The organism is Sphingobium sp. CFD-2 (assembly GCF_024611135.1).
In the GTDB taxonomy this organism is placed as follows: Bacteria; Pseudomonadota; Alphaproteobacteria; order Sphingomonadales; family Sphingomonadaceae; genus Sphingobium; species Sphingobium fuliginis.
Window position 1 is genome coordinate 57,969 of record NZ_CP084408.1, and the last position, 13,215, is coordinate 71,183.

General features: G+C 61.9%; 14 protein-coding genes. 6 read left to right on the forward strand and 8 right to left on the reverse strand.

Going from position 1 to position 13,215, the window contains the following annotated elements:
• Window positions 1-6: 6 nt before the first annotated feature.
• Window positions 7-1,350: a hypothetical protein gene (locus tag LDB29_RS27450; protein ID WP_257558737.1), complete on the forward strand. Its 1,344-nt coding sequence runs from the start codon at window positions 7-9 to the stop codon at window positions 1,348-1,350.
• Here the strand turns inward: LDB29_RS27450 and LDB29_RS27455 are convergent.
• Window positions 1,347-1,868 carry an SOS response-associated peptidase family protein gene (locus LDB29_RS27455; protein WP_066969933.1) on the reverse strand — a complete coding sequence of 174 codons (522 nt, stop codon included), beginning with the start codon at window positions 1,866-1,868 and terminating at the stop codon, window positions 1,347-1,349. The two genes, LDB29_RS27450 and LDB29_RS27455, sit on opposite strands and share 4 nt — an antisense overlap.
• 57 nt (window positions 1,869-1,925) lie before the next feature.
• Between LDB29_RS27455 and LDB29_RS27460 the strand changes: the two genes are divergently transcribed.
• The gene (locus tag LDB29_RS27460; protein ID WP_066703426.1) at window positions 1,926-2,543 is read left to right on the forward strand and encodes an SOS response-associated peptidase; all 618 of its coding nucleotides are present in this window, start codon (window positions 1,926-1,928) and stop codon (window positions 2,541-2,543) included.
• Between the two features lie 4 nt (window positions 2,544-2,547).
• Here LDB29_RS27460 and LDB29_RS27465 read toward each other — a convergent pair whose 3' ends face one another.
• Both LDB29_RS27465 and LDB29_RS27470 read right to left on the reverse strand, forming a co-directional pair.
• Entirely contained in the window at window positions 2,548-3,324 is a 777-nt protein-coding gene (locus LDB29_RS27465) for a hypothetical protein (protein WP_066703428.1), read from the reverse strand.
• Window positions 3,325-3,376: 52 nt separating this feature from the next.
• Window positions 3,377-4,291, reverse strand: coding sequence for a hypothetical protein (locus LDB29_RS27470; RefSeq protein ID WP_070936290.1), 915 nt, complete (start codon window positions 4,289-4,291; stop codon window positions 3,377-3,379).
• Between the two features lie 127 nt (window positions 4,292-4,418).
• Here LDB29_RS27470 and LDB29_RS27475 point away from each other — a divergent pair, with 127 nt between their 5' ends.
• Window positions 4,419-4,871, forward strand: coding sequence for a hypothetical protein (locus tag LDB29_RS27475; protein WP_257558742.1), 453 nt, complete (start codon window positions 4,419-4,421; stop codon window positions 4,869-4,871).
• 109 nt (window positions 4,872-4,980) lie between these two features.
• Here the strand turns inward: LDB29_RS27475 and istB are convergent, their stop codons facing one another.
• The 3 genes from istB to LDB29_RS27490 form a co-directional block, all read right to left on the reverse strand.
• Entirely contained in the window at window positions 4,981-5,748 is a 768-nt protein-coding gene (istB, locus tag LDB29_RS27480) for an IS21-like element helper ATPase IstB (protein ID WP_054944222.1), read from the reverse strand.
• Window positions 5,745-7,199: an IS21 family transposase gene (gene istA, locus LDB29_RS27485; protein WP_218036328.1), complete on the reverse strand. Its 1,455-nt coding sequence runs from the start codon at window positions 7,197-7,199 to the stop codon at window positions 5,745-5,747. The genes istB and istA overlap by 4 nt, the downstream gene beginning before the upstream one ends.
• 299 nt (window positions 7,200-7,498) lie before the next feature.
• Entirely contained in the window at window positions 7,499-7,849 is a 351-nt protein-coding gene (locus LDB29_RS27490) for a hypothetical protein (RefSeq protein ID WP_176593294.1), read from the reverse strand.
• Window positions 7,850-8,089: 240 nt separating this feature from the next.
• Here LDB29_RS27490 and LDB29_RS27495 point away from each other — a divergent pair, with 240 nt between their 5' ends.
• Together LDB29_RS27495 and LDB29_RS27500 are read left to right on the forward strand one after the other, a co-directional pair.
• Window positions 8,090-8,323 carry a helix-turn-helix domain-containing protein gene (locus tag LDB29_RS27495; RefSeq protein WP_255326417.1) on the forward strand — a complete coding sequence of 78 codons (234 nt, stop codon included), beginning with the start codon at window positions 8,090-8,092 and terminating at the stop codon, window positions 8,321-8,323.
• 80 nt (window positions 8,324-8,403) lie between these two features.
• Complete coding sequence (locus LDB29_RS27500) at window positions 8,404-8,646, forward strand: helix-turn-helix transcriptional regulator (RefSeq protein WP_176599427.1); 243 nt, start codon at window positions 8,404-8,406, stop codon at window positions 8,644-8,646.
• Here LDB29_RS27500 and LDB29_RS27505 read toward each other — a convergent pair.
• Together LDB29_RS27505 and LDB29_RS27510 are read right to left on the reverse strand one after the other, a co-directional pair.
• Complete coding sequence (locus LDB29_RS27505; RefSeq protein ID WP_257558752.1) at window positions 8,641-9,285, reverse strand: Hin recombinase; 645 nt, start codon at window positions 9,283-9,285, stop codon at window positions 8,641-8,643. The two genes, LDB29_RS27500 and LDB29_RS27505, sit on opposite strands and share 6 nt — an antisense overlap.
• Before the next feature lie 231 nt (window positions 9,286-9,516).
• The gene (locus tag LDB29_RS27510; protein WP_011627729.1) at window positions 9,517-12,474 is read right to left on the reverse strand and encodes a Tn3 family transposase; all 2,958 of its coding nucleotides are present in this window, start codon (window positions 12,472-12,474) and stop codon (window positions 9,517-9,519) included.
• A 139-nt stretch (window positions 12,475-12,613) separates the two neighbouring features.
• On the opposite strand from LDB29_RS27510, the gene LDB29_RS27515 reads away from it, so the two are divergent.
• A complete protein-coding gene (locus LDB29_RS27515) occupies window positions 12,614-13,207 on the forward strand; it encodes a recombinase family protein (RefSeq protein WP_013039114.1) in 594 nt (197 codons plus the stop codon).
• The last annotated feature ends 8 nt before the right edge of the window (window positions 13,208-13,215 follow it).

The following is a 13,215-nucleotide window of genomic DNA, read 5'->3' on the forward strand; positions in this document are numbered from 1 at the left end:
AAGGCGGTGGAGCCGGTGCCGTTGAGCTATCCCGACTTCCCCGACGACATTACCCATCGCATTCACTTCCTCGAAGGGCCGGGGATCCGGCGGCAACGCGCCGTTAAGCTTTCCGTCCATGCGCCGGGCATCTTCCGGCAGATCTCGGCGCGTGGCCGCGTCCTGCTCTCGATCGGGGTCCGTCAGGATCAGGTCCGGCTGTTCGAGCGCATCGTTGAAGCTATCGGCGATCTCGCCATGGCTGATTACGCCGCCGCGGGATTCGACATCGGCTATGTGATGCGGCCCGATGGAATCGCCCAAGGTCAGTCCTGGACGCCCAATCCCCTCGATCCAGCCTTGCCGACTGCCCGCGTATGGGAAGACAATCAACGGGCCCGGAGTTACGGATTGCAGGCACGCCTGCTTGGCGACCAATGGCGTGGCGCTGACGGCACCGGCCTCCCAGGTGATCTTCCGGATGTCGATGGCGAACCTTGGGATCCCGATCCGCATTGGCAGCGCGTTCTTGAACTCACACAGGCTGATCGGCTCGACGAGGCACTTACGCTGGTCGAGGCGGTGCCCGGCCGCGATCGTGAGCCTCTGTTCGACGAGGTCATCTATCTCAGATTCCTGACAGGATCGCCGCTGCGCGCGCAGGATATTCGCGTACTGGCGCGCAAACATGCGGAATCATCGCTCATTGCGGGGCGTCTGCTGGAGGAATTCGAGGCATTCCTGGGCCATCTCGATGCGCAATTCACGCTGGAGCCGCCTGTCCTGGAGGAAATGATCAGGCTTCGGCCGGATTTCGGGTCGACCATGATACCGCCCATGCCGCCCGCTTCGGATTGGGCCGCCTATCGGCGTCATATGGCGCAGTTCACGAACCACGGTGCGCGGCGCGGCCGGATTTTCTCCATCAACATCGGGGCCGCCGACACCGGGGCATCCGCGTTCTTTGCGACCGCCATGGTCGCTGCCGAAGAGGCGTTCCGCCGCGAGAGGTCGATTCCCGAGATCGGACGGGGCTGGGTGTCCGAGGTGGCGCTGCTCGATCTGGTTCGAACCCTATGGCCCTCCGCGGTCCATCAATGGCGCCCGGCGTTCCTCGGCATGCAGTCCGTCGATATCCATGTGCCGGAGCTGGGCCTCGCCATCGAGTATCAGGGGCAGCAGCACTACGCGCCCGTGACGCTCTTCGGCGGCGAAGAGGGGTTCAAGCTCACGCAATTCCGCGACGAGAAAAAGCGCGCGCTGCTGGCTCGCCACGGTGTGCGGCTCCTTGAATGGCGCTTTGATGTTCGGATCACCAGGGCAGAGCTGATCGCTCAGATGGCGGCGATGGAAATCCAGATCCCGGACTAGACGGCAAGCCTCTTCTGCCTCGGGCCGCCGTTTATTTCCTCGACGATGAAGGTGCGGGCCGGCGGTGTTTCGAGAAGGTCGATCTCTGGGAGCAGGTGGTCGAGCCATTGCATGCGTTGCCGGCGCAGGATGATGGCATCGTGTCGATCCTGATAGTGGCTGACTTCAGGATTGGCCGCGACGGTGATGACCCGGAAGGACAGGGGCCACTCTGCCATGGCCGGCTCCCAGATCGCCGCGAGATAGAAGAAATTGCCGTCTTCGAGCCGCACCCGATACTGCTTGCCGCCGCTAACGGTCATGTGGAATTCCGAGGCGGGCACCAGACAGCGCTGGCTGGGGAAGATCTGGCCCTCCGAGCGCACGAAGCGGAAGGAGGCCCCGCCGCTGAAGCGTGGATTGGAGCCCCACCGGGCCTCGACCATTTCCATTTCTTGCATATCGTCCGGATTTCGCCGGATGATGGGCAAGAGCTTTTCGAGGGGGGCCTCGGAGTCGAACGGTGTTGGCGTCGCCATGACAAGAACATATATAGAACGACGATGAGTCGCAAGGACCAGTGGAACGGATGACCGATGTGCAATGATTATCGCCTGGAGGTCGATATCGCCTCGATCGTTGAGGATTTCGACGACCTCAAGATCAAGATCAAAATGCCCGAAGGGACGCCCAATGTCGCGGCCCGCGCAGACATCAACATCAGCGACGTCGCGCCTATCGTGCGCAGCGGCGAGGGCAGGGGATCGGGCGAGCTCGTCAATCGGCGATGGAGCTGGCCTGGCCAGAATGGGCGGCCGGTCTATAATTTCCGCTCCGAGGGCCGCGAGTTCACTTCGCACCGCTGCCTCATTCCGGCCGACGGTTTCTATGAGTTCACGGCGCCGCTCGAACCGGGCCAGAAGCGCAAGACAAAATGGCTGTTCACGATGAAGGACCATCCCTGGTTCTGCATCGCCGGCATCTGGCGATCGCATCCGGAAATCGGCGAGGCGTTCACCATGCTGACGATGGAGCCCGGCGAGGATGTCGCGCCCTATCATTCCCGTCAGATCATCCCGCTACCGCGCGACCGGTGGGCCGACTGGCTTGATCCCTCAGTACCAGCAGAGGAGGTGCTTGGCCTCCTGCCGAAGGGCAGCCTCCTGCCGCTGCAGGTCTATCCACCGGCCGCGGCGCAAGCGTCGCTGCTTTGAGGTCTCAGGCCGCCGGGGGCTCGACATCCGGCGGGTTCATATAGACCCTGAATCCAGCAAGATCCTCGTCGCTCGGATTCTCCATCTCGGGGATATAGCGGATCGTCTCAGCCATATCGCGCCGCGTAACATAGTCGATGATCGAGCCACCGTTGGAGAGCTCATATTGCATCGATCCGCAATGGCGATCGACGGTGGCGAGCCCGGGCGCGAAGGCGATGGGCTTCTTGTTTCCCTTTTTGCTCACCTCATGCTTGGCGAGCGCAACGCGCAGGAATTCCAGCCTGGTGAAGCCCATTTCCGTCCGGCGTAGATCGATCCGCATCTGATCGACGAGTTCGGGTCGCTCCTGAGCATCGCGAAGCTGTTGGGCCCGCAGCTCCCTATCGTAATGCCGGTAGCCGAGATCGCGTTCGAGGTTGGTGGCCTTGAGATTGATCCCGCCATTCTCCGCGAGCTTGATGACCTCCTCGCACCGTTGGCGCCAGGTGCGGAGCAGTTCGTAGGCCGCATAGATCCACATGGGTGTCAGGGCCGACAGCTGCGCCATCCGGCCGCGCGGCGGTTCGTCGTCGAGCTGATGCTCAAGGATCTCCTGCTCGATGTGATTGAGCATGTTGTCGACCAGGCACAGCTGGCTCGCCTGCATCCTCAAAAATGGATTCTCGCCGAACCCTGCCAGGGTCATCAGGGCTTCGTAGAGTTCGGCCTGTCCGATCTCAGCCACCGGACGATATCGAGGCTCGTCATCCACCTCGTCGGGATAGGGTTCGTAGTCCACGGTCAGTCCTTTCGCGCCGGCCGTGATCGCGCCGGTCCGGGGGTGATAGTGCTCACGAGACCTTCTCCCGGAGCCAGGACGACAGCCCTGCGTCGAGGACCATTCGCGCGAGGCGCTGCGGCCCGAGTAGGATTACCCCGTCCGGGCCTTCATTCTCTGGGATGTTGCCGGTGTGCCATACGAAGAACATGCGATCATAGGCCTCCGCTTCGGCCAGCCGGCCGACATAGTCGTCGAGAGCTGCCCGAGTGGCTTGAGATTTCACTTGCACGAAGGCGCGTTCGGCAGTGCTCGGAAGCACGAGTTCGAGGTCGATCGTTTTCTGGGTCCGGCCGACCTGGCTGAGCCGGCGCCATCCGCTGCTCGAGAAGACCAGATCAACCAGCAGTTCGAAATCCTGCCAGGTCAGCAGTCGCATCAGGGGAATGATCGCCGCTGTGAGGGCGCGTTCCGCCTCTTCCGCCGCTGCGACCTCCGGTGACAGCTCATCGCTCAACCGGCGCAGCAGATAGTCGGCCGCGCGCACGTCGCAGATCGTCCCGCGGAACATCTGGACCTTGAGCAGTCGCCCGGACAGCCGGTCAGCCGTCAACAGACTGCCGCCGACCGACGTGCTGTGCCAGCCATCCAGGGTCGCGCGGCGATGGCTGTTGTCGGGCAGGATCTCGATCTCGCCGACCGGCCGACACCAATAGAGCAAGCCGCCGACGAAGGTGATGAAGATGGTATCCTCGTCGCTCTCGTAAAATGCCCGGATTTGCTTCACATCGCGAGTTGCAGCGCCGGCGTCCCCTCGACGATCCTTCATCGCGTCCCAAACGCCGGGCCAGTCGCCTGCCACGCAAAGGTCGTGCGGCACTTCGCGGTAGCCAAAGCGCAGCACGCCGTCGCGGATGCTCTCCGTCTCCCAGTCACCGCCCCGGCCCAGCTTGATGTAAAAGACGTTCGACGCCGTAACTGCGGTCATGGAATCCCCCGTTATAAGCAGGGCAATTCCGATCAGCCCGCCCGCATCGCAAGCTATACCTTCATCGTAGAAAAGATATTGAAGAGCTTGCCCTGATCGGGCGGCGGGCAGCAAAATTGGGGGGCAAATGGCTAAGGCAAACAGCAACGCACATCGCGAGAAATCGTCAAAGCCCTATAACGAACGCACCGATCTCGAAAAATTGCAGTCACAATGGACCAAATTATCCGGCCTGCACCTTCGAGAAGAGCCATCTGCGGCGATCGTCCGTTGCGCCACGGCAGCGGAGATCGCGGCCAACTATGCCATTCGGACGGAATGGGCCCGCAAGACCGAATTCGATGACACCATCGTCGACATGTTCCTGCGTTGGGCCAATGGCCTTCCGCTAAAGGTCACTCGGCTGTTCGTTCCGATCTATTTCGAGACGCCGGACAAGAGTCCGATCGGAAAGGCGCTCAAAGCGTCGGCCGAGAAGATCAACACGGTGCGCAATGCCGTGGTGCACCAAGGAGCCTTCAGCAATCCCGAGGAGGCTGAAGCCGTGATCGCCGAGGCGAAGGTGTCAACGGCGGAGTAAAAGTCGGCCATTGGGCGGCGCAAAATCAGGCCGGGTGATCCGTGTGCTGGCGAGCGCCGCGAGGGCGTAGCCCGAGTGGGGGTCGCCAACACACGGATGGTCTTTTCTGTCAGGGGTTGGAGCGTGCCTTGCGCGCCTGGCTTTGGGCCAGACGATAGCTCTCTCCGTTCATCTCGAGTATGGAGACGTGGTGGGTAAGCCGGTCGAGGAGCGCGCCTGTCAGGCGCTCGGAGCCGAACGTTTCGGTCCACTCGTCGAACGGCAAGTTGCTGGTGATCAGCGTCGAGCCGCGCTCGTAACGCTGCGAGATCAGCTCGAACAGCAGTTCCGCGCCGGTTTTCGAGAGCGGCACGAACCCCAGTTCATCGATGATGAGGAGCTTGTATCCGGCCATTTGCTTGTGGAGGCGCAGAAGGCGGCGTTCGTCGCGTGCCTCCATCATCGCGCTGACCAGCGCGGACGCGGTGGTGAAGCCGACCGTCAGGCCCTTCTGGCAGGCGGCAAGGCCGAGGCCGATCGCCACATGGGTCTTGCCGGTTCCCGAGGGACCAAGGGCTATGACGTTCTCGCGGCGGTTGATCCAGTCGCAGCGTGCCAGTTCCAGCACCTGCATCTTGTTGAGCTTGGGGATCGCGGCAAAGTCGAAGCTGTCGAGGCTCTTGGCGGCCGGGAACTTCGCAGCCTTGATCCGGCGCTCGACCATCCGGCGTTCCCGGTCGATCAGCTCCAGTTCGACAAGCCGGGCAAGGTAGCGGACGTGATCTGCGCCCTCGGCCGCGCATCGCCGGGCCAGCTTGTCATGCTCGCGCAGGAAGGTTGGTAGCTTGAGCGTCTTGAGGTGGCTGGCCAGTAACAGCTCGGGGGACGGACTGCTCATGCCGCATCCTTCGCATCGCCCGAGAGCAACTGCATGTAGGAGCGCGCCGATGTCGTCTCCACCCTGGCTCTGGGCAGATAGGGATAGATCGCCATGTCCAATCGGGGTGGTCGGCGCTCCACCCGGCACAGCAGGAGATGCTTCACGGCATCAAAGCCGATCGCCCCGATATCGAGAGCCTGCTTTACGGCCGCATGCAGATCGGCAAGCGTGAAGCTCTCCAGCAGACGCAGCACCTGCACATACTCGCGCCGACCATGCTTGCCCATACGAGCTTCCATGAGGCGGCGCAGCGTTGCAAACGCTTCGGGCAGGTGCCAGCCTTGCAGGGGCGCTGCCTGATCGAGCGCATTGATCTTCTGTTCGATCAGGGGAAGGTAATGGATGGGATCGAAGATCACGTCCTCGCGCTCGTAGCTGCGCACATGACGGGCAATGACCTCGCCCCGGCAGCCGATCACCACCTCGCCGACATAGCCCCGGATCCATACCTCCTGATGGCCGAAGCGCACCGGCACCGAGTAATCATTGGTCCGGTAACGCACCAGCGCCTGCGACGAGACCTGGCCGCTGGTCTGGTCACAAGCCTCGAACGGGGCAGCCGGCAGTTCCTGCATCGCCGCCAGATCGCGCTTCAGCCTCTCGCCGATCGTCTCGCTCTCGCCCCGCAGCCGGTCGTTCTGACGCTTGCGGCATTGCTCCTCGAGCCACAGGTTGAACGCCTCCCACGTCGCGAACCGGGGGATCGGCACCATGAAGTTGCGGCGAGCATAACCGACCAGCCCTTCAACACTGCCTTTGTCGTTCCCCCTGCCGGGACGGCCGTAACGATCGCGGATCAGGTAATGCGACAGGAAGCCGCTGAACAGCCGGGCGCGCTGCCTCGTGCCGTCGGGCAGGATCTTCGAGACCAGGCAGCGGTCGTTATCGTAGACGATCGACAGCGGCACCGCGCCGAAAAACGCGAAGGCGTGCACGTGGCCGTCCATCCATGCCTCGGCAACGGCAGCGGGATAGGCGCGCACGTAGCAGGCGTCGCTGTGCGGTAGATCGAGCACGAAGAAATGCGCCTTCTGCACAACACCGCCGATCTCGACCATGGCCTCACCAAAATCTGCCTGGGCATGGCCGGGCGCATGCGCCAGCGGCACGAACATCTCCCGGCTGCGCTGCTCGCGCTGTCGGATGTAATCCTTGATGATCGTGTAGCCGCCGGTGAAACCGTGCTCTTCGCGAAGGCGGTCAAATACCCGCTTCGCCGTATGACGCTGCTTGCGCGGAACCTGACGGTCACCATCAAGCCATGCATCGATGATCGGAACGAACGCTTCCAGCTTGGGCCGCCGCACCGCCGCCGTCCGGCGGTAACCGGGGGGCTCCGAATACGACAGCATCTTGCGGACCGTGTCGCGCGATACGTTGAAATGCTTCGCCGCCTCACGCTGGCTCATGCCGCCCGCGCAAGCAAGACGCACCTTCAGGTAAAGATCCACGGTATATATCTCCACGCCCTCCCTGCTCGCGCAAAGAAGGCAAAGTGGACGACTTTTACGCCGCCCGCAGCAGCACTTCGCCGCCGCCACCGTGGTCTAATTTTGCACCGCCGTTCTCACTATGCTGATGAAAAACACAAGTCATCATGGCGACACTCTCGATACTTCAGATTTTGTCTTTCAAATAATCCTATTTGTCGCAGGAACAGGTGACTAGATAGGAAGTTGGTGCAATCATACGGTTCCCGTTCCGAATGTTAGAACAGGGAAAGTTGCAAAGGCGTCATTGTCAGATTGGTGACATAGCTTCCAACGGTTTCAAGAGCGATGCCGAGATTGATGCCCCGGTTGCGTTCCGCTACCGCTACAAGGAAAGCGTAATGCTCTCGAGGTATGTGAAGCGCGACTTGTTTTAACCTGTCATGATCGCATGGCGGAGGTGGCGCCACCAGTTCATCGGCGGAGTAATTTGCCATTGCCTTGCGGATCATCGCGGAAACCACACTGTCGAGGCCACGCATATTATGGAGGAATTTGAGATGATTTAGACGCTGACCGAAGCTGATTGGTATCTGTAGCTTACATTGCACAAAGCCTGCGGCAGCCATTACTTGCCGCTTGCGCTGCATACAGGTAGCGGGAGTGATCGGGCTTAGGTTTGATCGACTGCGACGTGCCATTCTCGTCACGATATGGCGTTTGGATTTTGTTGTCAAAGTTATGCAAAAAAAGGTAGTTAATTAGATAATATCGCATAGGCCGTGCAGGTCGCTATAATTTCCGCCGCCGGATTGGGCGGATGCTTAGCGAACGACGGACGGGACAACCCTATGGCGCGATATTTGAGGTTGGATGAGGCAGCGTCAGAGCTAGCGAAACTGTTGGCAGAAAATTGCAAGCGTCGCCGTGCCGATCTGGCCATCTCACAGGCCGAACTTGCGGAGCGGACCGGCATCGCAGCCTCGCATATCTCGCTTATCGAACAAGCCAAGGCCAACCCGACTCTGGAGGTTCTGGAGGATATGGCCAAAGGGTTGCAAACCACTGTCGTTGCTCTGTTGGCCGCTCATACAAACCCCTAGAATTGTGCAATCTTCGCTAGACAGGGCCATCGCGCCAATTGGTCTGGCAAGTGCCAAGATAAGGTTCGGGTAACAAGGCCATGACAGGTCATAAGAGGGAGGAGCGCGTAAACGACGTTTACGCAAGTCTTCATATTCGCGCGAAAGCAGAAGCGGATAAGAAGAATCTCACAATTGGTGACCTGGCCGCCGCGAGCACTTTACCCGAAGAACGATTGCAGGCCATTTTCCACGGGCGGGCGCGGGAGATCACGCTGCGCGAGCTGGCGGCGCTCTCGATGGCGCTCGAAATACCGATAACGGACCTGCTTTCGCCGCTATGACGCCTCGGCCGCGACGGGCTTGTGCCGCTTCACGAACTCGAACACCGTCGATCGCGCCAGGCCAAGCTCGGAAGCCACGCTGTTGTAGGTGGCACCCTCGGCCGCGAGCATCGCCTGTATCTTCGGGAGCTGATCGGCCTTCAGCCTGGGCTTGCGTCCGGTCTTGATGTGCGGCGGATGCGTTTTCATGCCGTGAACGCGCCGCCAATGGCTGTCGAGGGCGACCAGCAGGCGCAACGCCTCATCATTATCGCCGTCGGGGTCCAGAACGATGAGGGCGGCGCTGAACTCGATCGCGACGCCCTTGCCTAGCAACTTCACCAACATGCGGACGAGCGTGGCCGTGTTCACCGGCAGACAGGTGAAATCGTAGATCTTGATCCTGTCGCCGTGCCCCAGCTCGAAACCGCTCTGTTCCAGCTTCTTGGGCAAATCGAGAAAGCTGATCCTGCCGGCTTCCACGATCACGTCGCCGGCGGCTTCGCACGCTTTCCGTTGCTCGGCTATCGACGGCGACAGGTTCGTTTCTGCGAGAAACAGGAAAGTATTGGCCAAGGGTCCGCTCTGCTTGTCGTGGAATGATGCCGAACGCCGGTCCGGACGCGAGACCGAAAGACTAGGCAATCGCCCTTGCTGCATCAAGTGGCCAGCAGCGACGCCACCGGATTTCCGGCTGAACGCGGTGCGCCGCCAGCCCCCCGATCAAATGCGTATTGCCGCAAATTCGGCTTTGTAATATATCCTATTATCAGACTCACGGGAGAAGGGCTTGCAATGGGGCTAGAGGGGCCGGTTCTGGCGGCGTTGCTGCAAGGGGTGACTACACGAAAGTGACGCATCCGCACGCTAAGCGCGAACGTATGGTGAACGTTACGCGGCGAGCAACGAACTGATGGCGCGCAGTGGCCGCAGGACATCCGGATCGGGCCGATCTTCAACATTCCAGCTATAGTCGCCGGTGAGCGAGATATGTTCCCAGCCCAATGGCGCGACGTGACGTGCGATTTCGTCGGGCGTGCCGATATCAGCCAGCGCCACTTCGAGATAGCGGGTGTTCCACAGGATGATGGCGGCGACGAGCAGGTTGAGGCCGGAGGCGCGATAGGTCTGGTTCTCGAACCGCCGATCACGCAATTCGCCGAGCTGGTTGAAGAAGAGCGCGCGTGCGAGCGCGTTGCGGGCCTCGCCCTTGTTGAGGCCCGCCTGGGTACGCCGGCGCAGATCAATGTCGCGCAGCCAGTCGAGCATGAAGATCGAGCGTTCGAGGCGGCCCAGCTCGCGCATCGCGAGGGCCAGTCCGTTCTGTCGCGGATAGGCGGACAGGCGGCGAAGCATCGCCGAAGCGGTGGCGGTGCCGGTGCGTATCGATGTGGCGAACCGCAGCAGTTCATCCCAATGCGCCGCGACATGACCCAATGCGATCGGTTCGGCCGTCATGCCGGCAAGCAAGGGGCCGGCTTCCTGGCCGGGAAGGAGGTGCAAACGACGCTGCTTGATGTCGCGCAGGCGCGGCGCGAAGCGGTAGCCGAAGAAGGGCATAAGGCCGAACACATGGTCCGATGCACCGCCTGTATCGGTGTAGTGCTCCTCGATTGTCAGGCCGGTCTGCTGATACAGCAAGCCATCCAGCACATAGGGAGCTTCGCCGGCGGTCGCCGCGATTACCCGGGTCGCGAAGGGGTCATATCGATCCGAGACATGGGTGTAGAAGGCAACGCCCGGTTCGTTGCCGCTGCGCGCGTTGATGTCGCCGATTGCGGCGCCACGGCCCCCGGCATGGAATTGCTGTCCGTCGCTCGACGAGGTGGTGCCGTCTCCCCACAGCGCGGCGAGCGGCATGGCGCGATGGGCGTCGATCAGCCTTCCCAGCGCTTCACCATAGGCGGCCTCGCTGATGTGCCAGTCGTGGAGATGGGCGAGCTGGCGCAGGCTTGCGCCTCGGCAGGTTTCCGCCATGCGTGTGAGGCCGAGATTGATGCCATCGGCAAGGATGACGGTGAGCAGCGCATTGCGGTCGTCGGCCTCCCGGCCCGAACGCCGATGGATGAAGCATTCGCTGAACCCGGTCCAGGCATCGACCTCAAGCAGGAGATCGGTGATCTTCACGCGCGGCAGTCGGTCATAGGCAGCGCGACGGGCAATCTCGGTGGCGGGTGGCGTTGCCGCTTTCAGCGGCGAGATGATAAGGCCGCTTTCGTCAAGCCTGACCTGGGGCAGCTCGCCCTGTCGGGCGAGGACCGTCACCTGTTCGATCGCCGTGTCGAGCCTGGCGCGCCTTTCCTCGATATGACGATCGAAGTCCGTTTCGATGGCGAGCGGCAACGGCCCCTTCTCGCGAAGCGCGTCGAAGGTGGCCGGCGGGATGAGGTAGCTATCGAAATCGCGGAACTGGCGGCTTCCCGAGACCCATATGTCTCCCGCTCGCAACCGCTCCCGTAGCTGGGACAAGGCGCATAGTTCATAGGCGGCGCGATCGACGATGCCGTCCCGCAGGACGAACGGCCGCCATGCGGAGGGCACAAAGCGCAGCGGCACGCGATCAGGCAAGCGCCGTTTGCCGGTCCGGTATAGCTCCGCGATGATGGTAAGCGCCGACAGGAGTCCCTGCACCGCACCGGCGCCGCGAAATTCGAAGGTGTTGAGAAAGGCACCGGCAAAGAGCTTCACCGTGCGATGCCGCTCGATCAATTCAGCGGTGCGATCGACGGTTTCCGGTCGCCCGAGTACTTCGGCCCGCGCGACCGCCACGGCGAAGCGCTGCCAATCCAGCGCCTCGATCTGCGCCAGAGAGTCCACACCGTTGGTGCGCGCTTCGATGAGAATGCGGCAAGACCCTGTGAGCGTCCGGAGATGGCCTTGCAACTCGCGCACCGTCTTGAGGGCTTTGTCACGGGTCCGGTTCTCGGCGCGACGCGACATGCTGCCCAACAGCTTGTCGAACATCGTCAGGGTGGCATCGGTCAGGCTTTCCTCAAGACGGATGCCCTGCGCCGCCAGCGTCGCATGGCGGCGCAGGGCATTGAGTTCGCCAAGGTGCTGGGGTGTGATCCGGCTGCCTTCGTCCGCCAGCCTGTCAAAAGTCAAAGCCGGGATCATGTCGGCACGGGCGCGATCGAGATCCAGCGCGCGGATATGAGTGAGCCGTTCGATCAGGCGTAGGATGTTGCGCGCTGCCGGCGACTGTGGTGCATTGCGCAGCCAGGATAGCCATGTCGCGGCTTGCCCTGTTCGTCGGGCCAGCAGATCGTCCAGCCCCTGCAGCGTATCGGGCCGCAGGCCGTTCGTGAGCACTTCATAGGTAAGCTGTTCGGCCTGCTGGCGAGCACGCCGGAGTACCGCTTCGAGAACCGATGAAGAAGGCAGGAGGATCTGCCGGCGCCGAAGTTCGTCAACGATGACCCCCGCCATCTGGCCGGGGTGGACGATGGTCTGTGCGATCGGGATCGAGAATGCGACAACTTCGTGGAAAGCCTTGCGGTCGAAAATCCTGAACCCGTGCGATCGTCGGATTTCAACGAGATGTTCGCGACGGGTCTGGTCCCGATGGGCATAGTCCGCGAAGGCTTCGGGCGCGACGCCGAGTTGCTGCGCCACATAGGCGAGCACAGGAGCGGGCGGGACTTCACCCGCTTCCAGCGCACGGCCAGGCCATCTCATATAGAGTAGGAGCATCGCGTAGCCGAGCCGGGTGGCATCGCCGCGACGGCGGCCGACAATTTCCAGGTCGTCACCGGTCAGCGTATAGTGCCGCGCAATCTCGCGCTCATCGAGCGGCGCGCCATAATGCCCTGCCCAGATTTCCGCGCTCACCAGTCGCCGTCTCGCCAAGCACTATCTCCTTCCGCGTCCTTGTCCGTCAGACGGTCCTCTGGCGGCCAGCAGGAATATGTCCGTTAACTCTGGACCTATAACGGCGATTCGGACAAGATCAGATAATGATGGGAAAACGGACAGGATTGGGCTGCATGTGGCGTTGATCGGCTATGCGCGCGTCTCGACGGCAGACCAGAAGCTCTCACTCCAGCTCGACGCGCTGAACGCGGCCGGGTGCGACCGGATATTCGACGATCACGCATCTGGTGCAAAAGCCGATCGGCCCGGCCTGGCCGAGGCGCTCGCCTATCTGCGCAGCGGCGACACGCTGGTGGTTTGGAAACTCGACCGTCTTGGGCGCTCGATGAGCCATCTGATTGAGAAGGTCGGCGAGCTAGCGACGCGAGGTATCGGGTTCCGCTCGCTCACCGAGAACATCGACACCACCACTTCGGGCGGGATGCTGGTGTTCAACATCTTCGGCTCGCTTGCCCAGTTTGAGCGCGATCTGATCCGGGAGCGCACCCATGCAGGCCTCAAGGCCGCTCGCGAGCGAGGTCGCCCCGGTGGGCGGCGGCCAGTGGTCACACCTGACAAGCTCCGCAAGGCGCGCGAACATATCGCTTCCGGCCTCACAGTTCGCGAGGCCGCCGCGCGCCTCAAGATCGGCAAAACCGCCCTCTACAAAGCCCTCGAAGCCACGGAGAAGAACACAAAGTCCCAGCGTTCCCGGTCCGTTCGCTCTTAGCGTGCAGA